This window comes from Xanthomonas massiliensis (assembly GCF_900018785.1).
In the GTDB taxonomy this organism is placed as follows: domain Bacteria; phylum Pseudomonadota; class Gammaproteobacteria; order Xanthomonadales; family Xanthomonadaceae; genus Xanthomonas_B; species Xanthomonas_B massiliensis.
Map to the genome: position 1 here is coordinate 620,623 of NZ_FCOY01000006.1, position 22,898 is coordinate 643,520.

Genomic DNA, 22,898 nt, shown 5'->3' on the forward strand with positions numbered 1-22,898 from the left:
GGCATCGGGGCGTCCGGGCATCGGGGCATCGGGGCATCGGGGCGTCCGGGCATCCGGGCATCCGGGCATCGGGTGTGCCCGGTGTGCCCGGGGCGCCGGTGGCCCGGTTGTTGGACCAGCTCATGTACCCGGTGTGCCGTGCCCGGGCGCGCCCGCCGGGCCGGGCGGCAGGGCGCGGGCGAAGTCCGGGGCCGGCGCGTTACCATCGCGGCACGCCACCCTGCGAGGTTTCCGTGACCTGGAGCACCCCCGACCTGAGCGATGCCCATCCCGAGGCGGCCGTCGCCCAACCGCTGTTCCGCAGCTTCGGCGGCCGCACCGCGTTCGCGGGCATGATCGTCACGGTGCGCGCCCCGCGCGACAACTCGCGGGTGCGCGAGCTGGCCGGCGCGCCCGGCGGCGGGCGGGTGATCGTCGTCGACGGCGGCGGTGCGCTGGATTGCGCGCTGCTCGGCGACCAGATCGCCGGCAACGCCGTCGAGCACGGCTGGTCGGGCCTGCTGATCCATGGCTGCGTGCGCGACGTGGAGGTGCTGGCCGAGCTGCCGCTCGGGGTGCAGGCGCTGGCCGCGTGCCCGCGCAAGACCGACAAGCGCGGCCTGGGCGAGGTGGACGTGCCCGTGTCGTTCGCCGGCATCGATTTCCTTCCCGGGCATTGGCTCTATGCCGATGCCAACGGGGTCCTGGTCTCGCCGCAGCCGCTGGCCTGAGCCGGCGGGACCCTTCATCCAACACGGTTCCACCGGGAGCAACGATTTGGTCAGGTTCGGCGCGGGAGTGATGATGATGGTGGCATGCATGGCGGCACGGGCGCAGGAACCGCTGCCGCCGCAGCTGCAGGAGCTGGACGCGCAGGTCGAGCGCGTGCGCAAGACCTTCGACGTGCCCGGCATCGCCGTGGCCATCGTCAAGGACGGCCAGATCGTCCTGGAACGGGGCTACGGCGTGCGCGAGATCGGCAAGCCCGAGCCGGTGACCGCGACCACGCCGTTCGCCATCGCTTCCAACACCAAGGCCTTCACCGCCGCCTCGCTGTCGATCCTGGCCGACGCGGGCAAGCTGCGCATGGACGACCGCGTGGTCGACCACCTGCCCGGGTTCCGCATGTCCAACGACTACGTGACCGGGGAGATGCGCATCCGCGACCTGCTGGCGCACCGGTCCGGCCTGAGCCTGGGCGCCGGCGACCTGCTGTTCTGGCCGCCGAGCGACTACAGCGTGGACCAGGTGGTGGGGCAGCTGGCGCACGTGCCGCTCAAGAACGGCTTCCGCGACCGCTACGCCTACGACAACATCCTCTACGCGGTGGCGCAGAAGGTGATCGAGCAGGTCTCCGGCCAGTCCTACGTGGACTTCGTGCAGCAGCACATCCTCGACCCGGTGGGCATGTCCGGCACCCGCTTCAACGACAAGGTGGGACCGGCCGACCAGCCCGCGGTCGGCCACGCCAAGGCCGATTTCAGCGAGCTCAAGCCGGTGCAGCGCATGAGCTGGTCCAACAACCGGGCCGCCGGCGACCTGTATTCCAGCGTCCACGACATGGCCAAGTGGATGAACGTGCAGCTGGCCGGCGGCACGCTGCCCGACGGCAGGACGCTGTTCAGCGCCGAGCGCCAGCGCGAGATGTGGTCGGTCATCACCCCGGTGCCGATCGCGCGGCCGTCGGTGCCCGAGCTGGCGCCGGCCACCCCCAACTTCGCCGGCTACGGCGAGGGCTGGAGCCTGAGCGACTACCGCGGCCAGAAACTGGTCTGGCACACCGGCGGCTGGCCGGGCATGGTCTCGCGGCTGACGCTGCTGCCGGACCGGCACATCGGCGTGATCGTGCTGACCAACCAGGAAGTCGGCGCGGCCTTCAACGCCGTCACCTACACCGTGCTGGATGCCCTGCTGGACGCGCCGCGGACCGACTGGGTGGAGGCCTACGCCAAGTCGGTGGCCAAGGCGCAGGACAATGCCGACGACAGCTGGCGCAAGCACCTGGCCGCGCGCGACGCCCGCAGCAAGCCCTCGCTGCCGCTGGCCGGCTACGCCGCCACCTACCGCGACCCGTGGTACGGCGAGGTGCGCATCGCGGCGCAAGGCGGCCGGCTGCGCATGCAGTTCGCGCACACGCCGTTGCTGGCCGGCACCCTGGAACACTGGCAGCACGACACCTTCATCGTGCGCTGGGACGATCGCACGCTCAACGCCGATGCCTTCGTCGCCTTCGCCCTGGATCCGGACGGCAAGGTGCGCGAGGTGCGCATGCAGCCGGTGTCGCCGCTGACCGATTTCAGCTTCGACTTCCAGGACCTGGTGCTGACGCCGCTGCCGGCGCCGTAGCCAGGCGGCCCCGCACCGCCGCCATGGCGCGGGGGGCGTGTCGTCCGCGGCCCGGGTCGCGAGTGCGGCTATCGGGCCGCCGCCCGCACCGCGGCGGGTGGCGGCCTGCGCACTCTCCCAGCGTGCGGGACCTGAGGGCGAAGGTCACACCGCGCAGGTTTGCGCACGCGGCGGCGGCTTCCGCGTCTTGGACGGGAAAGCCGCCTTGTCTGGGGGGGGCGGGATTGCGACGGTGCCGCGGCTTCGGCCAAGCCGGTATGCGGCGGCGATCGCAGCCAGGATCGCGCGGGTCGTGGCCGGTCCGCTCGGAATCGGCGCCGCGGGGGCGGAGCGCCGGCGACGGCATGCATCGAGATCGTGGCCACGGCTCGGCATCGCCTCGCCATGGGCGGATCGGGGAGGCGATGCCCGACGGATGCGCCGACGCCGGCGCGACGCCGGCCGTGGAGGCGGTGTCCCGGGGCATGGATCGCCGGTCGGCCCGGGGCGCGCCCGAGGTTTCCGGGATGGGGGCTGGCACCGGTACAAGCGCATCGCTCGAACGGGCGGCACTGCCGTGCGGAATGGCGGTCCCGGCCGGCGAACGGCGCTCTACAATGCGCGCCCCCCGTTGCACCGCCGACTCCATGGACATCGTAGTAGACGAAGAACTCAAGGCCTATATCGACCCGCTGACGCCCGACGAACACGAGGCGCTTGAGCGCAGCCTGCTGGCCGAGGGCTGCCGCGATGCGCTGGTGCTGTGGGGAGACATCCTGGTCGATGGCCACAACCGCTACGGCATCTGCCGCGCGCACGGGCTGCCGTTCCGCACCGTGCAGAACACCCGCTTCCAGTCGATGGAGGACGTGCACCTGTGGATGATCGAGCAGCACCTGGGCCGGCGCAGCGTGTCGGACTTCCAGCGCGGCGTGCTGGCGCTGCGCAAGCGCGAGATCCTGAGCCGGCGCAAGCACGAGCAGCTCGCTGCCGAAGCCGCCGCCCTGTGCGCGCAGCAGGCGGCCGATCCGCAGGCCGCCGACACGGCCGCGCCGGATACGGCGACCGACGATCTCCCGCCGTGGGACGACGTGCCGCCGATCAGCCGCGCGGAACTGGCACGCGAGGCGCGCCTGAGCAGCAACCAGGTGGTGATGATCGAGCGCATCCACGCCCAGGCCGCGCCCGAGGTGGTGGAGGCGGTCCGCGCCGGCGCGATCTCGATCAATGCCGCCGCCGCGGTGGCGACGCTGCCCGAGGAAGAGCAGCGCGCCGCGGCGATCGCCGGCAAGGACGAGCTGAAGCAGGCGGCCCGGCGCGTGCGCGAGTCCCGGCGCAAGCCGCGGGCCGAGGGCGAATCCGTCGACGAGGCAATGGATGCGAAGGCACTGCGCAAGCGCGTGGCCGAGCTGGAGAAGGAGAACGCCGACCTGCGCGCCAAGGTCGTCACGCTGCAGACGCAGCTGGAGCGGCTGCGCGGCTGAGGCCTTGCGCGAGCGGCTCACGCCGCGAGGGCCTTGCCGGCACCCGGTTGGCGCGCACTGCCAGGGTTCGTGTCGAAACCGGCCCCCGTCCCCACGGCTTTTCACCGAATCGAACGCGGCGGCGGCCTGGGCCGCACGCACCGCGGTCACCTTGGGGATCTCGAAGTCCTCCAGCAGCTTGGCCAGTGCCAGGTCCCCGCGCAGCTTATGCGCCGAATGGCTCGTCAGGCGGGGGGACCCGGCGACTTGAGCCAGTGCCGCGGCATGGCACGGGATAACCCGCCATTTGGCTCCCGCAAAGCGTTTCCCGCCTTGGCGGGGAGGGCATCGGGTGGAAAGGCGCAAGGGCGGCATTCGACGCCAATCGGGTCCGGCAAAGCCCTGACGGCTTATGCCGCTCCTACAGCTGCCCCGGCGCACCCGCGGCGACCCCCGTGACCGGGCACGGCGGCGGCGGATGCGATACTCCGGCTCTTCCCTTCGCTCCGCCCGCCGATGTTCCGCTGGTTCGAATCGCTGATCGAGGTCTTCCCCAGGACCGAAACGCGCATGCCGCCACGATCGGTATGGCGCTTCTACCTGCACTACCTGCGTCCGATCTGGCCGTTGCTGCTGGCCACGCTGGTGGCCGGCCTGGCGCTGGCGCTGGTGGAAGTGGCGATGTTCGATTTCCTCGGCCGCATCGTGGACATGGTGGCCGGGCGGCCGGGGCCGGACTTCTTCGCCCGCCACGGCCGCGAGCTGCTGTGGATGGCCGCCATCGTGCTGGTGGCGCGGCCGCTGCTGACCGCCCTGCACAACCTGCTGGTCAACCAGGCCATCGTGCCCGGGCTCAGCAACCGCGCGCGCTGGCTGATGCACAACTACGTGGTGCGGCAGAGCCTGGCGTTCTTCCAGAACGATTTCGCCGGGCGCATCGCCAACCGGGTGATGCAGACCGGCACCTCGCTGCGCGAGTCGGCGGTGCAGATGGTCGATGCGCTCTGGTACATCGTGGTCTACACAGGCAGCGCGCTGTGGCTGTTCGGCCGCGCCGATCCGTGGCTGATGGCGCCGCTGGCGCTGTGGCTGCTGGCCTACGTAGCGCTGATGGCCTACTTCGTGCCGCGGATGAAGACCCGTGCCTGGATCGCCTCGGATGCGCGCTCGCGGGCGATGGGGCGCATCGTCGACGGCTACACCAACATCCCCACGCTCAAGCTGTTCGCCGATGCCGGCCGCGAACAGGCCTACGTGCGCGAGGCCATCGACGAGCTGGCGGTCAGGCACCGCGCGCAGACCCGGCTGACCACGGCACTGGACACGTCCATCGCGATCCTCAACGGCTTCCTGATCGCCGGCACCTGCGCGCTGGCGCTGTGGTTGTGGAGCCGCGGCCAGGTCAGCGTCGGCGCGATCACCGTGGCCACCGGGCTGGTGATCCGCATCCACAACATGTCCGGCTGGATCATGTGGACGGTCAACGGCATCTTCGAGGACATCGGCACGGTGCAGGACGGCATGCAGACCATCGCCCAGCCGTTGACCGTGCAGGACCGCGCCGATGCACGGCCGCTGGTGGTGGCGCGCGGCGAGGTGCGCTTCGAGGACATCCATTTCCACTACGGCAGGCGCGCCGGAGTGATCGCCGGGCTGGACCTGCAGGTGCGCCCCGGCGAGAAGATCGGCCTGGTGGGCCCCTCGGGCGCCGGCAAGTCCACCCTGGTCAACCTGCTGCTGCGGCTGTACGACCTGGAGCGCGGGCGCATCCTGGTCGATGGCCAGGACATCGCCGGAGTCACCCAGGAGAGCCTGCGCAGGCAGGTCGGCGTGGTCACCCAGGACACCTCGCTGCTGCACCGTTCGATCCGCGACAACCTGCTGTACGGCCGCCCCGACGCCAGCGAGGCGCAGCTGCGCGAGGCGGTGGCCCGGGCGCGGGCGGACGGCTTCATCGACACGCTGGTCGATGGCGAGGGCCGGCGCGGCTTCCAGGCCCATGTCGGCGAGCGCGGGGTCAAGCTGTCCGGCGGCCAGCGCCAGCGCATCGCCATCGCCCGCGTGCTGCTCAAGGACGCGCCGATCCTGGTGCTGGACGAGGCCACCTCGGCGCTGGACTCGGAGGTCGAGGCGGCGATCCAGGACAGCCTGGACACGCTGATGGCCGGCAAGACGGTGATCGCCATCGCCCACCGGCTCTCGACCATCGCGCGCATGGACCGGCTGGTGGTGATGGACGAAGGCCGCGTGGTGGAGACCGGGACCCATGCCGAGCTGCTCCGGCGTGGCGGCCTGTACGCGCGCCTGTGGGCGCGGCAGACCGGCGGCTTCGTCGCCGCCGCGGGCTGAGTGCAGCCACGGACCAGGGATCGTGGCCGTTATCTAGCCGGGCCCGGTACCTGCACCTGGCGGCGGATCCGGCGCCGCGTCCTGGCGCGGCTTCATTCGTCGTCGTCCTCGAACTCCACCACCAGGCCCAGGCGGATGGCGAGCGTCTCGACCGCCTCGCGCACCCGCTCGTCCTTGCGTTCGGGCAACACGATCTCCAGCAGGTGCGTGCCCGGGCCGATGTCGTCGCTCAGGCCGGCCGAGCTGGAATCGTCGTCGTCCATGTGCGGCATCAGGTCGGCTACTTCCTCCACGTGCTCGATGCCCTCGGTGCCCTGGAGCAGGTCGGTATAGGCGCGGACGTCGTCTTCGGTTCCGGTGATGCGCAGGTGCAGCGTGGGCATGGCGGGCATCCATCGTGGCGAGGGCTCGACCGTAGCAGGCGGCAGGTGAACACCATGCGGATTTGGACCGGTGCATTCCGCCGGCATGGCCGTATCCGGCCTTACTTCTTCCCTGGCCACGCCTATGCTTCGGGATCCCTCCACGGCAACGAGCGCATTCGTGTCCGCATCCGTATCAGACATCCTGTTCCGCCCGTTCCGCCACAAGTCGCTGGCGCTGCCCAACCGCATCGTGATGGCGCCGATGACGCGCTGCTTCTCGCCCGGGGGCGTGCCGGGCGCGAACGTGGCCGCGTACTACCGCCGCCGCGCCGAGGACGGCGTCGGCCTGATCCTGTCCGAGGGGACGGTGATCGACCGTCCGGCCTCGCGCAACGAGCCCGACATCCCGTTCTTCCACGGGCAGGCCGCGCTGGCCGGCTGGCAGCGGGTGATCGAGGCGGTGCATGCTGCCGGCGGCCGCATGGGCCCGCAGCTGTGGCATACCGGCGCCACCCGCGGCAACAGCGGCTGGGCGCCGCCGGTGCCGGTGGAAAGCCCGTCGGGCATCAACGGCCCGGACGATCCGAACGGCGTGGCGATGAGCGAGGAAGACATCGCCGACACCATCGCCGCCTTTGCCCGCGCCGCCGCCGATGCGCGGCGGCTCGGCTTCGACGTGGCCGAGATCCACGGCGCACACGGCTACCTGATCGACCAGTTCTTCTGGGCGGTGACCAACCGCCGCACCGACGCCTGGGGCGGGGCGACGCTGCGCGAACGCGCGCGCTTCGCCGCCGAGGTACTGAAGGCGGTGCGCGCGGCGGTGGGGCCGGATTTCCCGATCCTTTTGCGGGTGAGCCAGTGGAAGCAGCAGGACTACAAGGCCAAGCTCGCCGCCACGCCCGAGGAGATGGCGCAGTGGCTGGTGCCGCTGGTGGAGGCCGGTGCCGACATCCTGCACTGCTCGCAGCGCCGCTTCTGGGAGCCGGAGTTCCCGCAGGTCGACGGCGAGCAGGGCCTGAATTTCGCCGGCTGGGCGAAGAAGCTCACCGGCGCGCCGACCATCTCGGTCGGCTCGGTGGGCCTGTCGGGCGATTTCCTCGGCGCCTTCGCCGGCGAGCATTCGCACGCGGTCGGGCTGGACGAGCTGGTGCGGCGCATGGAGCGCGAGGAATTCGACCTGATCGCGGTGGGCCGGGCGATCCTGGCCGATCCGCACTGGGTCACCAAGGTTCGCGACGGCGATACCGCCGACCTGCACGACTTCGACCGTTCGGCGCTGGCCACGCTGGTCTGAACGGTCAGACCGCCTGCGCGGCCGGCGAGCGCCGGCGGGGCCGCCGGCGTGGTGCGTCGGGCGCGTCGCGGCCGGGCAACGCCGCTGGCTGCGCCGGGACCGGGGGGCGCTCGTCCAGCGCCTGGCGATGCAGCCAGTCGATGAACAGCCGCGCGGCCGGGCTCGGCGCGCGATGCGCCGAGTGCACGATGTAGTAGCCGAAGCGTGCCTTCATCACCGGACCGGGCAGGCGTACCAGTTCGTGGCGGTGCAGATAGGGCAGGGCGATGTGCTTGCGTGCCAGCACCGCGCCGAGGCCGTACACGGCGGCGCGCATCGCCTCGGTGCTGTCGTTGAAGCTGTGCATCGCGCCGAGCCGCTGGCCGCGCAGGCCGGCATGGCGGAACCAGTCGCGCCAGCCCTGTTCGCACATGTCCTCGATCAGCGGCAGGCGCGGGATGTCGCGGACATCGCGGAGGCCGGACACGCCCGGCAGCGCCGGCGAGGCCACCGGGAACATCTCGTCCTCCATCAGCGGCACGACGTTCAGCCCGGGCCAGTGGCCCAGGCCGTGGCGGATCGCCAGGTCCGGGCCGTCCTCGTCGAAGTGCACCAGCGTGTGTGAGGTCTCCAGCTCGATGCGGATGCCGGGATGGGCCCGGCAGAAGCGTGGCAGCCGCGGCAGCAGCCAGCAGTAGGCGAGCGAATGCAGGGTGCTCACCCGCAGGGTGAGGCCGGCGGGCACGGCCTGCAGGTCGTCGGCGACCGAGGCGATGTCGCCCATGGCGCCGTTGGCCGCGTCGGCAAGCTGGCGCCCCTGCGGGGTCAGCAGCACGCCGCGCGCATGGCGCTGGAACAGGCGTACGCCCAGGGCGCTTTCCAGCTTGCGCACGTGATGGCTGACCGCGCTGGCGGTGAGGTGCAGTTCCTCGGCGGCACGGGCGAAATTCTGGTGGCGCGCGGCGGCGGCGAACACGCCCAGCGCGGGCAGCAGGGTCGGGCGCAGGGACATCGAGGCATGAACCGGATTTGTGGCTTGCCGCGATACTACGCGCTTGTCGTGCCCGGCCACCGGCCGGATGCTGGGCGCCCTCCTTCTCCCGCGTGCCGATGCCATGTCTTCGTTCCTCGCCTGCCGTCCCATGCACACGCGTACCCGCTTGCGTTTTCCTGCTGCCGGGGTGCGGTCGTGAGCGCCTCGTCGGCACCGGCCGCGGCCGCGCGCGACTGGCGCACCTGCCTGGAACTGGGCGCGCTCGGCATCGTCTGGGGCTGCTCGTTCCTGTTCATGCGCGTGGCCGCGCCGCAGTTCGGGCCATATGCGCTGGTGGAGGTGCGGCTGGCCCTGGGCGCGCTGGTACTGATGCCGTGGCTGTGGCTCGCGCGTGCCCGGTTCCCGCCGCGGCGCTGGCCGGCGCTGGCGGCGATCGGCGTGATCAACTCGGCACTGCCGTTCCTGCTGTTCGCCTGGGGCGCGCAGCGTGCGCCGGCGGCCATCGGCGCGATCACCAACGCGATGACGGTGCTGTTCACCGCGCTGGTCGCGTTCGTGTTCTTCGGCGAGCGGATCGGCATGCGCCGCGCGGTCGCGCTGCTGGTCGGCTTCGTCGGCGTGCTGGTGCTGGCCACCGGGAAGTCGTCCGGACTGAGCGTCGGTCCGGCCGCCTTCGCCGGTGCCACCGCTTCGCTGCTGTACGGCATCGGCTACAACCTGGTGAAACGCCACCTGGCCGACCTGCCCGCCGCCGGTTCGGCCGCGGCCACGCTGGGCTGCAGCGCGTTGCTGCTGGCACCGCTGGCGTTCACGCACTGGCCGGCCACGCCGCCGTCGGCCGCCGCCTGGGGCAGCGCCGCCGCGCTCGGGGTGGTCTGCACCGGGCTGGCCTACCTGGTGTACTACCGGCTGATCCAGCGCATCGGTCCGGCGCGCGCGTCCACGGTGACCTACCTGATCCCGGTGTTCGGCGCGCTGCTGGCCTGGGCGATCCTGGGCGAGCCGCTGACCTGGACGATGCTGCTGGCCGGCGTGCTGATCCTGGGCAGCGTGGCCTTCAGCCAGAAGGCCCGCTGAGCCGGCTCAGCCGGCGGCCGGGGTGCTCCGCACCGGCACCGGCACGTTGCACAGGTCGATGTGGCCGGCCGGGCGCTTGTAGAAGTCGTCCACCCGGTTGCGCCGCGCCTCGACGGCGTCGCGGAAGGCCGGGGTGTCGGTACGCAGCACCTGCAGCGGCGTGCGCTCGGCGACGGGGACCTCGCTGGCCAGGCGGATCGACCTGATCGGCGTGCGCTCGGCCGGGTCGTCGTAGAAGCCCATCGGCGGCGGGCCGCGTCGGATCGTGCTCAGTAGCTCCATGCCCTGCAGGACGCGGCCGACCACGGTGATGTTGTCGTCCAGCTGCCGCGGCGACTGGCCGATGACCACGTACAGCTCGGCGCCGATGCTGCTGTCGTCGGCGTTGTTGCGGCCGGCGCCGACGGTGCCGTAGCAGTGCGCCAGCCAGGCGGTGCCGGCCTTCGGGTCGCGCGCGGCGGCGAAGCCGTCGACGAAGCCGACCTGCGGCGCCCAGCCGTCGCTGTCGGGCAGGCGGTCGAACGCCAGGCCGGCGGCGGGCCGGTGGAACTCGGCGGGCAGGTGGGTCCTGGCGCTGCCCAGCGGCTTGGCCTTGGCCGGATCCTCGCCGTCGGCGTCGCCGAACTGGACCACGAAGTTGTCCTGCGCGCGGTAGATGCTGGTGCCGTCCCAGAAGCCCTCGCGCGCCAGCGTGCGGATGTTGCCGGCATGGGCGGGCGCGAATTGCGGGGCCAGTTCGATGATGACCCGGCCGCCGGTGCCCGCCGGCGTGTCCAGGTCCAGGTACAGCAGGTTGGCCGGGTCCGGAGTGCGCCAGGCGGATGCCGGTGCGGCGTCGATGATCTGCTGCGGGCTGCGGTAGGGCCGGGCCGGCACGGCGGCCTGGGCGGTGGCGGACAGCAGCGGCAGCAGGGCCAGGGCTAGCAGGGCGGCACGGGGCGTCATCGGCGTTCCGGGGCAGGGAGGGACGGGCGATTCTGGCGGTTCGGCCGGGGCTGGCGCCAGTCGCAGTGACTATCGGCACATCCGCTATACCGAACTTCGCAATAGTGTGTCCTCGACGAGGAGGACAGGCATGGGCGAGGACGACATCCAGCTGCGCAAGTTCCAGAAGGAGCTCAGCGCCGGCACCGTGTCGCTGGCACTGCTGGCGGTGCTGGCGCAGGCCGGCGAGCCGCTGTACGGCTACCTGATCGCCAAGCGCCTGGAGCGGGTGGGCGAGGGCGTGCTGAGCGGCAAGCAGAGCGCGCTGTACCCGGTGCTGCGCAACCTGGAAGGCGCCGGCCTGCTGCTCAGCCATGTCGAGCCCTCGCTGTCCGGGCCGCCGCGTCGCTACTACCGCATCACCGATGAAGGGCGCCAGGCATTGCGGCAATGGATTGCCGCCTGGCGCGCCACCCGCGATTCCGTCGATTCCGTCCTGCAGGGAGTACCCGAATGAATACCGAAGCAAGCGCAGGCCGGCCGTTGCCGACCTCCATCCCCGAATACCTGGCGCAGCTGCGCCAGGCGCTGGCCGGTGCCGATCCGGCGATGATCCAGGACGCGATGTACGACGCCGAGGAATACCTGCGCTCCGAACTGGCCGAACAGGCCGGCAGGAGCGAGGCCGAGGTGATCGCCGCGGTGGCCGGCAGCTACGGCGCGCCGGAAGAGGTGGCCGACATCTACCGCCAGACCGAGGTGACGGTGACGCGCGCGCTGCGCCCGCCGCTGCCGCCGCGCCGGCAATCGGTGCTGGGCAAGTTCTTCGGCGTGGCCGCCGATCCGCGCACCTACGGCGCGCTGTTCTACATGCTGTTGTCGCTGGCCACCGGCATCTTCTACTTCACCTGGGTGGTGACCGGGGCCAGCCTCTCGCTGCCGCTGCTGGTGCTGATCATCGGCGTGCCGCTGCTGGTACTGTTCCTGGGTTCCACCCGGCTGCTGGCGCTGGTGGAAGGACGCATCGTCGAGGCCCTGCTGGGCGTGCGCATGCCGCGCCGGCCGGTCTACACCGAACGCGAGCGACCCTGGCTGGCGCGCATCGGCGCGATCTTCACCGATCCGCGGACCTGGAGCACGCTGCTGTATTTCCTGCTGATGCTGCCGCTGGGGATCGCCTACTTCACCATCGCGGTGACGCTGCTGTCGATATCGATCGCTTTCATCCTGTCGCCGCTGAGCCTGCTGGGCAGCCACGTTTTCGGCTTCTGGCACGACGACGTCGACCTGCTGGCCACGATGCCGGCGCTGGCGGTGTTGACGCCGATCGCCGGGGTGATCCTGCTGTTCGCCACCTTGCACCTGGTGCGCGGCATCGGCCACCTGCACGGCCTGCTGGCCAAGCAGCTGCTGGTGCAGCTGGGCGAGTCACGGGCCTGAGCGGCCGCCTCAGGCGGTCGGGCGCGGGATGCGCCGGGCACGCGGCTTCCTGGCCGGGGCGACGTGGCGCGAGGCGATGAACTCGCGCACCTGCGGGTAGACCCCCTCGCGCCAGCGCCGGCCGCTGAAGATGCCGTAGTGGCCGGCGCCCTCGACCACGATATGGCGGTGCAGGGCCTCCGGTACGCCGCTGCACAGCGCATGCACCGCCTCGGTCTGGCCGAGGCCGGCGATGTCGTCCAGCTCGCCCTCGATGCTGAGCAGGGCGCTGTCGCGGATCGCCGCCGGGCGCACCCGCTCGCCGCCCACGTCCCACCTGCCGCGCGGCAGCAGGAAGTCCTGGAACACCACGCGGATGGTGTCCAGGTAGTACTGCGCCGGCATGTCCAGCACCGCGTTGTACTCGTCGTAGAAGTGGCGGTGCGCCTGCGCGTCTTCCAGGTCGCCGCGGACCAGGTCGGTGTAGAAGTCCCAGTGCGATTTCAGGTGGCGGCTGGGATTCATCGACAGGAAGCCGGCGTGCTGCAGGAAGCCGGGGTACACCTGCCGGCCATGGCCGGGGTAGGGCAGCGGCACGGCGTGGATGAGGTTGTTCTCGAACCAGGACAGCGGGTTCTCGGTCGCCAGGTTGTTGACCGCGGTGGGGCTGCGGCGCGCATCGATCGGCCCGCCCATCATCACCAGCGAGGCCGGCGTGCGCTCGCCCGCGGCGGCCATCAGCGATACCGCGGCCAGCACCGGCACCGTCGGCTGGCACACGCTGACCACGTGCACCTGCGGCTGCTGCGCGCCGACCAGGCGGATGAATTCGCGCACGTAGGCGATGTAGTCCTCCAGGCCGAACGGGCCTTCCCGTTCTGGGACCATGCGCGCGTCGATCCAGTCGGTGACGTAGACCTTGTGGTCGCGCAGCAGCGTGCCCACGGTGTCGCGCAGCAGGGTGGCGTGATGCCCCGACAGCGGCGCCACCACCAGCACGGCCGGTTGCTGCTTGAGCCGGGCCACGGTGGCGGCGTCGTCGCTGAAGCGCTTGAACCGCAGCAGCCGGCAGAACGGCTTGGCCAGCACCACCTGCTCGATCACCGGCAGCGGGTTGCCGTCCACCTCCACGTCGTCCAGGGCCCAGGCGGGCTTCTCGTAGTCCTTGCCTAGGCGGTGCAGCAGCTCGCTGCCGGCGGCGATGCGCTCGGCGCCCGGCAGCGTGGACCACCAGCTGTTGGGGTCGGCGAAGATGCGGGCATTGGCCTGGGCCTGGTGCACCCACGGCGCCATCAGCGTGCGGGTCAGCTCGTGGAGCTGGTAGAGCATGGAGCCGTTCCTTGGAGACGCGATGCTGTGGCGCAGCATAGCCGAACATGGTGCATTTGCACCTTAATGGGGACTAGTGTGCCGCGCGTTCCAGTTCGGCCGCCTCGCCGCCCAGGGTCGGGCCCAGCCAGAAATGCGTGCCGACGCCGGTGAAGCCGGCGGCGGCGAACCGGCGCCGGTACCACGTCGCGGAGCGGTGCTGGAAACCGGCATGGTCGCCGACGAAGGCGTCTTCCTCGGCGAAGGTCTCCAGGAACGCGACCCCGCCGCACAGTTCGGCCAGCCCGGGCAGGGCCCGGCGCAGCTCGGCGCCGGGCACGTAGTGCAGCACGTCCGCGCACACCAGCAGGTCCACCGGGGCGCACGGGCGCAGCCAGGCGAAGTCGCCCAGCCGCGCCGGGTGCAGGTTGCGGTGGCGCCCGTAGCGGGCAATGGCATATTCGCTGCTGTCGAAGCCCAGGTACTTCGCGCGCGGGCGCAACGCGAGCAGCGGCGCGCGCCACGCGCCCTCGCCGCAGCCCACGTCCAGCACGGTGCGCAGCGGGCGCTGCAGCCAGTACTCGGCCATCGCCACCGCGAGTGCGACCTTGCGCCGCAGGCGCGCGGCATCGCCGAGCCCGGAGTCGCGGTACCAGTGGCGGAAATAGGCGGCGTCGTAGGTCTTGTCCATGTACGGGCGGCACGGCTCGGGCGAGAATGGCGCCCATCCTAATGTGACGGAGCGGCAGCGCCCATGACCCTGTACCTGTGGATCAAGACCTTCCACCTGGTGTTCGTGATGGCATGGGTGGCGGCGGTGTTCTACCTGCCGCGCATCCTGATCAACCTCGTCCAGGCCGGCGGCGCGGCCGAGGTGCAGGCGCGCCTGGTGCTGATGGGGCGGCGGCTGTACCGCTTCGGCCACATCATGTTCGGGCTGGCGTTCCTGTGCGGCCTGACATTGTGGCTGGGCTACCGCGTGCTGCCGGACTTCCCGACCATGGTCGGCCCGGGCACCGGCTGGATGCATGCCAAGCTGCTGCTGGTCGTGCTGATGCTGGCGGACTACATCATCGCCGGGCGCTGGCTCAAGGGCGTGGACAAGGGCCGCGCGCTGCCGCCGGAGTGGGCGCTGCGGGTGTTCAACGAACTGCCGGTGCTGCTGTTGATCGTGGTGGTGTGGCTGGTGATCATGAAGCCGTTCTGAGCCGTTCTGAGCCGTTCTGAGCCGTTCTGAGCCGTTCTGAGCCGGCAACGGCGCCGGTGCGTGGCGGATGCGTGGCCGCGCAGCGGTGCCGGAGGTGCCGCATCGATTCGCCGGGTTCGCGGCGACGGGCCCGCCGGCGCCCCGGCACGTCCGCGTTGCCCGGATGCGGATCCGGCCTTGCCCAGCACCGTTGGCCGGCGCGGCGGCAGCGGCGGGCGCAGCGCGCGAGCGCCACCGTTGCCTCGGTCTGGCGGTAGAGGTCGGCGGCGTGTCGTCGGGGAGGCAATGACATTCTCCGGCGACTGCCGCCGAGGTCGCCGGTTCTGGGGAGCCGGCATCACTACCGGTGCTCCGGCAATGCCAGCTGCGGGGTCACGGACGGTGAGATGGGTGCGACCGTGCACGCCGGGGATACACGCCCCGTCCCGGTGGCGATATTCCCGATGGCGATACAGCAAATCCCCGGCACGCCGCGCCGGATGCGCCTCGTGGATCGCGCTCCGGTTCCAGCTGCCTGTCCGGTGGGATCCACGGGCAGCGAAGGCGGTCGCCCGGAACGCCCCTGGGCCTGCGCCATGCGGCCGGCGCCGCTGGTGCACAGCAACGGTCCGCACCGTTCGAGCCCCGGCCTGCGTTGGCCCGGGTAATGCGGATCCATGGCCGCTGCCGCTGGGCGTCGCGTGCATCTGGGATCGCCCCAAGGCCGATCGCTCGAGGACCGCACCGCCGGTGCCGGCACGCATGCCGGGGCGGAACCCCGCTTCGATCGCGATTCCCGGCACCGGGTGTCGGCGGTGACCTTGCGTGCCGGAGACGGATTGCAATTTTTCGTCATCGGGCACAACATCTAATGAGATACATTCTCATTTTGTTGAAGGATTCCGACGCCTGCCGGATCAGGTCCATCCGCCGAGCGCGGGGCCGGTCGCCCGCCGCAGGGCCCGCCGACCCGCGTACCGACGCCACGATCGTCATGCCATCCCCCGGCCGGCATGGCATCGCGGACCCGGCGACTGCCGATCGGGATGTCCCCGGAGGGCGCCGGCGTGACGCCCGCTCCATCCGACGAACGAACCACCATGACCATGACCGATATCGAAACCTCCCTCGAAGAGCGCCGCAGCCAGAGGCTGAAGGCGGCCACCCGCGCCACCCACGACGTCCTGGACAAGACCATCATGGCCGGCGACATCTTCGCTAGCCGCGAGAACTTCGCGAAGTTCCTGCGCGTGCAGTACCGCTTCCATCGCGACATCGACGCGCTGTATGCCAGCCCGGAACTGGCGGCGTTGCTGCCCGACCTGACCGGTCGCCGCCGCCTGCCGAAGATCGCCCATGACCTGGACGATCTCGGTCAGTCGCTGCCGGCGGCGGACGATGCACCGCGCGTGGCCGCCGGCATCGCGCTGCCGACCGCGCTGGGATGGCTGTATGTGGCCGAGGGCTCCAATGTCGGCGGCAGCATCCTGTACAAGCTGGCGGTGCAGCGGCTCGGCCTGGATGGCGGGTTCGGTGCGCGCCACCTGGCCACCCATCCCGACGGCGTGGCCCGGCATTGGCGCGAGTTCACCGGCGCGCTGGATGAGGTGCGCCTGTCCCCGGGCCAGGAGGCGGAGACGATCCGCGCGGCCGAGGAGGCGTTCGCCACCGTGCACGGCTACGTCGCCCAGGAATTCGCCCTGGCCTGAGCGCATGGAACCGGTCGTTGCCGCGAAGGTATGGCCAATGCCGGGCGTCCCCGTCCGGCACCGGGCAACCTCGTGCCACGGCGGCCTGGCGCCTGCGGCGGGCCAGTCCTGCCCCAGCGGCGCGGCGGCCCGGTCGCGACGTCCGCGTGCATCGTTCCAAGCCACTGCGCGTGCAGCGGGCATGGGGCTGGTTGCAGGGCGGGCGCGCATACGCCGGTGCGTGCGGGCCCCGGCCACGGCAGACCGACTCGGCTGCGGGATCGTGCCCTGATGGACCAGGACGAAGCCCCACCGCTGCCCGCCTCCGTGCCGCCCCCGTTGCACGGATGGCGTCGCCACCTGCTGCGGGTGCTGGCGGTGCTGAGCCTGGGCCTGGCGTTCGTGGGCGTGGTCACGCCCGGCCTGCCGACCACCGAGTTCGTGCTGCTGGCGGCCTGGGCCGCGGCACGCAGCTCGCCGCGGCTGCATGCGTGGATCCTGCGCCACCGCGTCTTCGGTCCGCTGCTGCGGCACTGGCAGGCCGGCATGCTGCCGCGCCGGGCCAAGTGGGCGGCGACGGCATCGATGACCCTGGCCGCCGTCATCGCGGTCGCGACCATCCCGCACCGGCCGAGCGTGGCGATCATCGTCGCCTGCATGGCATGCGTGGCGGTCTGGCTGTGGCGGCGCCCGGAACCATGAGCGGGCCGCATCCTTCCTGGCCGCTGCCTGCGGATCGGCCGGCACCCTGTTCGCATGCGCAGGTGTTGCGCAATGCCGGCCTGCGGGTGACCTCGGCACGGCTGATCGCCCTGCGCCTGTTGCCGTCGCTGCTGGATGCCGGTTCCGGGCTCGATGGCCGCGTCCTGCATCGGGCGGCGGCGCAGCGCGGCCATGCGATCTCGCTGATCACCTCGCAGCGCGTCCTGGCCGCCTTCACCGCGGCCGGATTGCTGGTGGCGAACGAAGAACCCGGCGCGGGCAGGTTTGACAGTGCCGCTTCGGCTCGTCCTTTTCCGGAGACGGACGACGCCTGAGCGTGCCGCTCCGGCATCGGCGGTTCCGCTTTTTCCGGATCCCGTTTCCCGCGCGATTGGCGTGGGGATGTCGCTGGATCAGGAGACCGCCGCCTCGATCGTCATCCGGGCGGCTACGCGGTCCCGGGCATTCGTCCGGCCAGGCGTGGCGCGGGAAGCGGGTGCTTGCCGTACGCGACGCGCTGGTAGCGATCCCTCCGCTTCGAGGTCCGGTCCCATTCCGGGCGACGGCCAGGGAGCAGGAAACCTGCTCGTTCCAGCGCGTGGCTGCCGCAAGCGGGCATTCCCGCGGGAAGGGCGGATCGGCGCAGCGGCCCGCCGACGTGACCCGCAGGCCGCGCCGGAAGTCAGCTGCTGGAGGCCAGGGAAGACTCGTCCGCCCGCTTGCTGCCTTCCGTGAGTAACGGCGTCCGGTGCGATGCGCCGCCGCACCGCCGCGCCGTGCGCCCGGCGGACGTGCAGATCGAGGAGGAATGGGGCGTTCCCGGTGGGAACGCCCCGACAGGAACGGCCATCGCTTCAGCCTGCGCTCGCGGCCGGCGGTAGCCCGGCCGCTTGCCGCCTTCCGTGAGCAACGGCATCCGGTGCGATGCACCGCCGCGGCCGGGCGACGGCGCCTGCGGACGTCCATATCGAGGAGGAATGGGGCGTTCCCGGTGGGAACACGGCCCGACAGGAACGGCCATCGCTTCAGCCTGGGCTCGCGGCCGGCGGTAGCCCGCCCGCTTGCCGCCTCCCGTGAGCGATGGCATCCGGTGCGATGCGCCGCCGCGCCGGGCGCCGGCGCCAGCGGACGTGCGGATCGGGGAGGAATGGGGCGTTCGCGGTGGGAACGCCCCGACAGCGACGGCTACCGCTTCAGCCTGCGCTCGCGGCCGGCGGTACCGGCAGGATCTCGTAGGCGCCGTAGCCGCGCAGGCGCTCGTAGCGGTGTTGCACCAGCGCCTCGGCAGGCTGGCCGGCCAGGGCATCCAGCTCGTTGAGCAGTACGGTCTTCAGGCGCCGGGCCATCTGCGTGGGGTTGCGGTGGGCACCGCCGGTGGGCTCGCGTACCACCTTGTCGACCAGGCCCAGGTCCTTCAGGCGGCGGGCGGTGATGCCGAGCTGCTCGGCGGCGTCCTTGGCCTTGTCGGCGGTCTTCCACAGGATCGAGGCGCAGCCTTCCGGGGTGATCACCGAATAGGTGCTGTATTCGAGCATCAGGGTGCGGTCGCCGACGCCGATCGCCAGGGCGCCGCCGGAGCCGCCCTCGCCGATCACGGTGCAGATCACCGGGATCTTCAGCTCGGCCATTTCGATCAGGTTGCGCGCGATCGCCTCGGATTGGCCACGCTCCTCGGCATCGATGCCCGGCCAGGCGCCGGCAGTGTCGATGAAGGTCAGCAGCGGCAGGCGGAAGCGCTCGGCCAGCTTCATCAGCCGCAGCGCCTTGCGGTAGCCCTCGGGCTTGGGCATGCCGAAGTTGCGGCGGATCTTCTCCTTGGTGTCGCGTCCCTTCTGGTGGCCGACCACCACCACCGGGCGGCCGCTGATGCGGGCCAGGCCGCCGACGATGGCCTTGTCGTCGGCATAGGCGCGGTCGCCGGCCAGCTCCTGGAACTCGTCGCACATCACCCGCAGGTAGTCCAGGGTGTAGGGGCGCTGCGGATGGCGCGCCAGTTGCGAGACCTGCCAGGGCGTGAGGTCGCGGAAGATCTGCGCGGTGCGCTTGCGCAGCTTCTCCTCCAGCGTCCTGACCTCGGTGTCGACGTTGACCGCCGGGCCGGTGCTGGCACTGCGCAGCTCCTGGATCTTGGCCTCCAGGTCGGCGATCGGCTGTTCGAAGTCGAGGTAGTTCGGATTCATCGCTGGGCCGTGTTGAACCAAAGTGGGGAAGTGTAGCCGAACCTCCGCCGCCGCCCCGTACGCGGGCGTGCGGGGCTCAGTGCGCCCACGGCGGGGCGTACTTCACCTTGAGCGTGCGCACGGCCGGGTCCGCGCGCAGGGCCTCGATCAGCGGCGGGGCGATGCGCACGGCGTGCTCGCCGCCCAGGTCGATCATGCCGGCCACCCCGCCGTGCGGGGAGTCCAGCAGCAGGTCCAGGCGCAGCGGCGTGCGGCCGGGCCGGTGGCGCGCCAGCAGCGCCTCGATCCGCGGCCAGGCGCGTTCGCCGCGCAGGTCCAGGCGCAGCATCAGCCGCTGGGCGTTCTCGGCGCAGATCTGCTCGTAGTCCCAGCACTGGCGGATGCGCAGGCTGTAGCCGCCGTTGAACTCGTCCTCGCGCAGGCCGCCCTTGACCACCAGGATGCGGTCCTTGGTGAGCAGGTGGCCGAACTCGGCCAGGTTGTCGGCGAAGGCGCTGCATTCGATGCGCCCGCGCCCGTCCTCCATCTGCACGAACACCTGGCTGTCGCCCTTGCGGCGCACGCCGACCACCAGGCCGGCCAGGATCGCCTGCACCTCCGGGCGCCAGCCGCGCTTCTCGCCGGACGGCTGCGAGGTCCAGATCCGGTCCAGGTCGCCCAGGTCGCAGCCGACCAGTTCCTTCACCTCGGCCTGGTAGGGGTCGAACGGATGGCCGCTCAGGTACAGGCCCAGGGTCTCGCGCTCGCCGGCCAGCACCTGGCCCAGCGGCCATTCCGGGCACTCGGGCAGGTCCACCTGAAGGGTCGGGGTGGCCTCGTCGAAGTCGCCGAACAGCGAGTTCTGCCCGGCCTCGCGCTCGCGCGCCATCTGTTCGGTGGCCTTGAGCACTTCCGGCAGCTGCGCCATCAGGGTGGCGCGGTTGCTGGCCAGCCCGTCCAGCGCGCCGGCATTGACCATCGCCTCCAGGGTGCGGCGGTTGAGCCGGGCCGCGGCGGTGCGCGTGCAGAAGTCCAGCAGCGAGGTGTAGGGGCCGTTGCTCCGGCGCTCCTCGGCCACCGCCTCGCAGGCGCCGCGGCCCACGCCCTTGATCGCGCCGAGGCCGTACTGGATGGTGCGCGCGTCGGCGGCCTCGAACATCCAGGCCGAGTCGTTGACCCGCGGCGGGCGCATGTCCAGGCCGAGGTGGCGCACCTCGGCCAGGAAGCCCACCACCTTGTCGGTGTTGTCCATGTCCGAGGACAGCGTGGCCGCCATGAACTCGGCCGGGTAGTGGCGCTTGAGCCAGGCGGTCTGGTAGCTGACCAGGGCGTAGGCGGCGGCGTGCGACTTGTTGAAGCCGTAGCCGGCGAACTTCTCCATCAGGTCGAAGATCTCGTCGGCCTTGGCCTGGCCGACGCCGCCCTTGGCCGCGCCCTCGCGGAAGATCTCGCGGTGCTTGGCCATTTCGGCCGGCACCTTCTTGCCCATCGCGCGGCGCAGCAGGTCGGCGCCGCCCAGCGAGTAGCCGCCGACGATCTGCGCCATCTGCATGACCTGCTCCTGGTACACCATGATGCCGTAGGTGTCGGCCAGGATCGGCTCGGTGCGCGGGTCGGGGTAGATGACCTCCTGCTGGCCGTGCTTGCGCGCGATGAAGTCCGGGATCAGGTCCATCGGGCCCGGCCGGTACAGCGACACCAGCGCGATCAGGTCCTCGAAGCGGTCGGGGCGGGCGTCCTTGAGCATGCGCCGCATGCCCGAGGATTCGAACTGGAACACCGCGCCGGTGTTGGCGGCGGCGAAGATGTCGCGGTAGACCTCCACGTCGTCCAGCGGGATGGCGCTGATGTCCACCGCCGGCTTGCCCTCGCGCTGCATGCGCCGGTTGATCGACTTCACCGCCCAGTCGATGATCGTCAGCGTGCGCAGGCCGAGGAAGTCGAACTTGACCAGGCCCACCGATTCCACGTCGTTCTTGTCGAACTGGGTGATCGGGTTCTTGCCGAGGTTGCCTTCGTCGTGCTCGGCGCACAGCGGGCAGAACTCGCTCAGCGGCGTCGGCGCGATCACCACGCCGCCGGCATGCTTGCCGGTGTTGCGGGTCAGGTCCTCCAGCTGCAGCGCCAGGTCGATCAGGTCGCGGACGTCGTCCTCGCTGCCGTAGCGGGCGATCAGGTCGGCCGAGGCCATTTCCGAATCCGGGCCTTCCTTGCCCTTGCCCAGCGCGTCCTTGAGGGTGATGCCCAGGATGTTGGGGATCAGCTTGGCCACGCCGTCGACGAAGCCGTACGGGAAGCCGAGCACGCGGCCGCAGTCGCGCACCACCGCCTTGGCCGCCATGGTGCCGTAGGTGACGATCTGGCTGACCTTGTCGCGGCCGTACTTGCGGGCGACGTAGTCGATCACCTCGTCGCGCCGGTCCATGCAGAAGTCGACGTCGAAGTCGGGCATGGACACGCGCTCGGGGTTGAGGAAGCGCTCGAACAGCAGGTTGTACGGCAGCGGGTCCAGGTCGGTGATCTTCAGCGCCCAGGCCACCAGCGAGCCGGCGCCGGAACCGCGGCCCGGGCCGATCGGGATGTCGTGCGCCTTGCCCCACTTGATGAAGTCCGAGACGATCAGGAAGTAGCCGGGGAAGCCCATCTTGATGATGGTGTCCAGCTCGAACTTGAGCCGGTCGACGTAGTCCTGGCGGGTCTTGCCCGGCGCCAGCGGATGGGTGGCCAGGCGCTGCTCCAGGCCCTCGCTGGCCTGGCGCACGATCCAGCTGTCCAGGGTCTCCTCGTCGGGCACCGGATACTGCGGCAGGAAGTAGGTGCCCAGGCGCATCTCGATGTTGCAGCGCTGGGCCAGGGCGGCGGTGTTGTCGATCGCGTCGGGGATGTCGGCGAACAGCTCGACCATGTCCTGCTGCGACTTCAGGTACTGCTCGCGGCTGTATTCGCGCGGGCGCTTGGGGTCGTCGAGCACGCGCCCGGAGGCGATGCATACGCGCGCCTCGTGGGCGTCGAAGCCTTCCGGCGACAGGAAGCGCACGTCGTTGCTGGCGATCACCGGCAGCCCGCGGAGGCCGGCGGCGTGCAGCGCGAACTGGTTGAACGCTTCCTCGCCGTCGCGGCCGGTACGGGTCAGCTCCAGGTGCAGGCCGTCGCCGAACAGCTTCTGCCAGTCGGCCAGGTGCTGCTCGGCCAGCTCGTGGCGACCGTCGGCGAACAGCCGTCCGGCCAGGCTCTCGCGCCCGGCCAGGGCGAACAGGTCGGCATGGCCCTCGCGCAGCCACTGCGCCTGCACCGCCACGCCGCCCTCGTTGCGCTGGCCCTCCAGCCAGGCGCGGGTGAGCAGGCGCGACAGGCTCAGGTAGCCCTCGCGGTTGCGGCACAGCACGGTCAGCTTCCACGGCGCCTCGTCGCCGTCGGCCACCAGCAGGTCGGCGCCGGCGATCGGCTTGATGCCCACCGCCTGCGCGGCCTTGTAGAACTTCACCAGCGCGAACAGGTTGTTCAGGTCGGTGACGGCCAGCGCCGGCAGGCCGAGCTCGACCGCGCGGCTGACCAGGTTGGGCCGCTTGGCCTTGGCCGGGTCGGCGTAGTCCGGTTTCTCGGGCACGCGGATGGTCGAGTCCACCATCGAGTACTCGGTGTGGACGTGGAGATGGACGAAGCGGGACGTGGTGGACATGCCGG

General features: G+C 71.2%; 18 protein-coding genes and 2 pseudogenes. 13 read left to right on the forward strand and 7 right to left on the reverse strand.

The annotated features are described in order from the left end of the window. Window positions 1-233: 233 nt before the first annotated feature. The 4 genes from rraA to BN3794_RS05830 all read left to right on the forward strand — a co-directional run bounded on the left by rraA (window position 234) and on the right by BN3794_RS05830 (window position 6,116). Entirely contained in the window at window positions 234-710 is a 477-nt protein-coding gene (rraA, locus tag BN3794_RS05815; protein ID WP_066094686.1) for a ribonuclease E activity regulator RraA, read from the forward strand. A 70-nt stretch (window positions 711-780) separates the two neighbouring features. Next, window positions 781-2,325: a serine hydrolase gene (locus tag BN3794_RS05820; RefSeq protein WP_066094689.1), complete on the forward strand. Its 1,545-nt coding sequence runs from the start codon at window positions 781-783 to the stop codon at window positions 2,323-2,325. A 626-nt stretch (window positions 2,326-2,951) separates the two neighbouring features. Further along, window positions 2,952-3,788 carry a plasmid replication/partition related protein gene (locus tag BN3794_RS05825; RefSeq protein ID WP_066094692.1) on the forward strand — a complete coding sequence of 279 codons (837 nt, stop codon included), beginning with the start codon at window positions 2,952-2,954 and terminating at the stop codon, window positions 3,786-3,788. Between the two features lie 495 nt (window positions 3,789-4,283). Further along, window positions 4,284-6,116, forward strand: coding sequence for an ABC transporter ATP-binding protein (locus tag BN3794_RS05830; protein WP_066094695.1), 1,833 nt, complete (start codon window positions 4,284-4,286; stop codon window positions 6,114-6,116). A gap of 92 nt (window positions 6,117-6,208) precedes the next feature. On the opposite strand, the gene BN3794_RS05835 is transcribed toward BN3794_RS05830, so the two are convergent. Further along, a complete protein-coding gene (locus BN3794_RS05835) occupies window positions 6,209-6,499 on the reverse strand; it encodes a hypothetical protein (RefSeq protein ID WP_066094699.1) in 291 nt (96 codons plus the stop codon). A gap of 160 nt (window positions 6,500-6,659) precedes the next feature. Here BN3794_RS05835 and BN3794_RS05840 point away from each other — a divergent pair, with 160 nt between their 5' ends. Then, window positions 6,660-7,778: an NADH:flavin oxidoreductase gene (locus BN3794_RS05840; protein WP_201455258.1), complete on the forward strand. Its 1,119-nt coding sequence runs from the start codon at window positions 6,660-6,662 to the stop codon at window positions 7,776-7,778. A 4-nt stretch (window positions 7,779-7,782) separates the two neighbouring features. On the opposite strand, the gene BN3794_RS05845 is transcribed toward BN3794_RS05840, so the two are convergent. Then, window positions 7,783-8,769, reverse strand: a complete 987-nt coding sequence (locus BN3794_RS05845; protein WP_066094706.1) for a LysR substrate-binding domain-containing protein — start codon at window positions 8,767-8,769, stop codon at window positions 7,783-7,785. A gap of 177 nt (window positions 8,770-8,946) precedes the next feature. Between BN3794_RS05845 and BN3794_RS05850 the strand changes: the two genes are divergently transcribed. Then, a complete protein-coding gene (locus BN3794_RS05850; RefSeq protein WP_066094709.1) occupies window positions 8,947-9,828 on the forward strand; it encodes a DMT family transporter in 882 nt (293 codons plus the stop codon). 6 nt (window positions 9,829-9,834) lie between these two features. Here the strand turns inward: BN3794_RS05850 and BN3794_RS05855 are convergent, their stop codons facing one another. Then, a complete protein-coding gene (locus BN3794_RS05855; protein WP_066094711.1) occupies window positions 9,835-10,773 on the reverse strand; it encodes a peptidylprolyl isomerase in 939 nt (312 codons plus the stop codon). A gap of 130 nt (window positions 10,774-10,903) precedes the next feature. On the opposite strand from BN3794_RS05855, the gene BN3794_RS05860 reads away from it, so the two are divergent. From BN3794_RS05860 to BN3794_RS17040, 3 genes and pseudogenes are all read left to right on the forward strand, one after another. Then, complete coding sequence (locus BN3794_RS05860; protein ID WP_066094714.1) at window positions 10,904-11,269, forward strand: PadR family transcriptional regulator; 366 nt, start codon at window positions 10,904-10,906, stop codon at window positions 11,267-11,269. Window positions 11,270-11,361: 92 nt separating this feature from the next. Then, a pseudogene (locus BN3794_RS05865) lies at window positions 11,362-12,105 on the forward strand (sensor domain-containing protein); the annotation flags it as partial. Continuing rightward, window positions 12,082-12,192, forward strand: a pseudogene (locus BN3794_RS17040) (sensor domain-containing protein); the annotation flags it as partial. The pseudogenes BN3794_RS05865 and BN3794_RS17040, both read left to right, overlap by 24 nt. Window positions 12,193-12,201: 9 nt before the next feature. Here the strand turns inward: BN3794_RS17040 and BN3794_RS05870 are convergent. Beyond that, window positions 12,202-13,539 (reverse strand): polyhydroxyalkanoate depolymerase, encoded by a 1,338-nt coding sequence (locus BN3794_RS05870; protein WP_187128040.1) that lies wholly within the window; start codon window positions 13,537-13,539, stop codon window positions 12,202-12,204. 34 nt (window positions 13,540-13,573) lie between these two features. After that, a complete protein-coding gene (locus BN3794_RS05875) occupies window positions 13,574-14,170 on the reverse strand; it encodes a class I SAM-dependent DNA methyltransferase (RefSeq protein ID WP_066094723.1) in 597 nt (198 codons plus the stop codon). A 63-nt stretch (window positions 14,171-14,233) separates the two neighbouring features. On the opposite strand from BN3794_RS05875, the gene BN3794_RS05880 reads away from it, so the two are divergent. The 4 genes from BN3794_RS05880 (at window position 14,234) to BN3794_RS05895 (ending at window position 17,390) form a co-directional block, all read left to right on the forward strand. Further along, entirely contained in the window at window positions 14,234-14,686 is a 453-nt protein-coding gene (locus tag BN3794_RS05880; RefSeq protein ID WP_066094727.1) for a CopD family protein, read from the forward strand. Window positions 14,687-15,765: 1,079 nt separating this feature from the next. Further along, on the forward strand, window positions 15,766-16,374 hold the full coding sequence (locus BN3794_RS05885; RefSeq protein ID WP_425476696.1) for a biliverdin-producing heme oxygenase: 609 nt from the start codon (window positions 15,766-15,768) through the stop codon (window positions 16,372-16,374). Window positions 16,375-16,644: 270 nt separating this feature from the next. Further along, complete coding sequence (locus BN3794_RS05890) at window positions 16,645-17,055, forward strand: YbaN family protein (RefSeq protein ID WP_066094730.1); 411 nt, start codon at window positions 16,645-16,647, stop codon at window positions 17,053-17,055. Next, a complete protein-coding gene (locus tag BN3794_RS05895) occupies window positions 17,052-17,390 on the forward strand; it encodes a hypothetical protein (RefSeq protein WP_066094733.1) in 339 nt (112 codons plus the stop codon). The genes BN3794_RS05890 and BN3794_RS05895 overlap by 4 nt, the downstream gene beginning before the upstream one ends. Before the next feature lie 858 nt (window positions 17,391-18,248). Here BN3794_RS05895 and BN3794_RS05900 read toward each other — a convergent pair. Continuing rightward, a complete protein-coding gene (locus tag BN3794_RS05900) occupies window positions 18,249-19,235 on the reverse strand; it encodes an acetyl-CoA carboxylase carboxyltransferase subunit alpha (RefSeq protein ID WP_066094736.1) in 987 nt (328 codons plus the stop codon). Between the two features lie 76 nt (window positions 19,236-19,311). Next, window positions 19,312-22,893, reverse strand: coding sequence for a DNA polymerase III subunit alpha (gene dnaE / locus BN3794_RS05905; RefSeq protein ID WP_066094739.1), 3,582 nt, complete (start codon window positions 22,891-22,893; stop codon window positions 19,312-19,314). Window positions 22,894-22,898: the final 5 nt, after the last annotated feature.

What these genes read in the sequence shown, in the direction of transcription:
- BN3794_RS05825 (WP_066094692.1), top strand. Translation starts at nt 2,952, where the DNA reads ATGGACATCGTAGTAGACGAAGAACTCAAGGCCTATATCGACCCGCTG.
- BN3794_RS05860 (WP_066094714.1), top strand. Translation starts at nt 10,904, where the DNA reads ATGGGCGAGGACGACATCCAGCTGCGCAAGTTCCAGAAGGAGCTCAGC.
- BN3794_RS05880 (WP_066094727.1), top strand. Translation starts at nt 14,234, where the DNA reads ATGACCCTGTACCTGTGGATCAAGACCTTCCACCTGGTGTTCGTGATG.
- BN3794_RS05845 (WP_066094706.1), bottom strand. Translation starts at nt 8,769, where the DNA reads ATGTCCCTGCGCCCGACCCTGCTGCCCGCGCTGGGCGTGTTCGCCGCC.
- BN3794_RS05830 (WP_066094695.1), top strand. Translation starts at nt 4,284, where the DNA reads ATGTTCCGCTGGTTCGAATCGCTGATCGAGGTCTTCCCCAGGACCGAA.
- BN3794_RS05895 (WP_066094733.1), top strand. Translation starts at nt 17,052, where the DNA reads ATGAGCGGGCCGCATCCTTCCTGGCCGCTGCCTGCGGATCGGCCGGCA.
- BN3794_RS05870 (WP_187128040.1), bottom strand. Translation starts at nt 13,539, where the DNA reads ATGCTGCGCCACAGCATCGCGTCTCCAAGGAACGGCTCCATGCTCTAC.
- BN3794_RS05890 (WP_066094730.1), top strand. Translation starts at nt 16,645, where the DNA reads ATGGACCAGGACGAAGCCCCACCGCTGCCCGCCTCCGTGCCGCCCCCG.
- dnaE (WP_066094739.1), bottom strand. Translation starts at nt 22,893, where the DNA reads ATGTCCACCACGTCCCGCTTCGTCCATCTCCACGTCCACACCGAGTAC.
- BN3794_RS05900 (WP_066094736.1), bottom strand. Translation starts at nt 19,235, where the DNA reads ATGAATCCGAACTACCTCGACTTCGAACAGCCGATCGCCGACCTGGAG.
- BN3794_RS05875 (WP_066094723.1), bottom strand. Translation starts at nt 14,170, where the DNA reads ATGGACAAGACCTACGACGCCGCCTATTTCCGCCACTGGTACCGCGAC.
- BN3794_RS05835 (WP_066094699.1), bottom strand. Translation starts at nt 6,499, where the DNA reads ATGCCCACGCTGCACCTGCGCATCACCGGAACCGAAGACGACGTCCGC.
- BN3794_RS05885 (WP_425476696.1), top strand. Translation starts at nt 15,766, where the DNA reads ATGACCATGACCGATATCGAAACCTCCCTCGAAGAGCGCCGCAGCCAG.
- BN3794_RS05855 (WP_066094711.1), bottom strand. Translation starts at nt 10,773, where the DNA reads ATGACGCCCCGTGCCGCCCTGCTAGCCCTGGCCCTGCTGCCGCTGCTG.
- BN3794_RS05820 (WP_066094689.1), top strand. Translation starts at nt 781, where the DNA reads ATGATGATGGTGGCATGCATGGCGGCACGGGCGCAGGAACCGCTGCCG.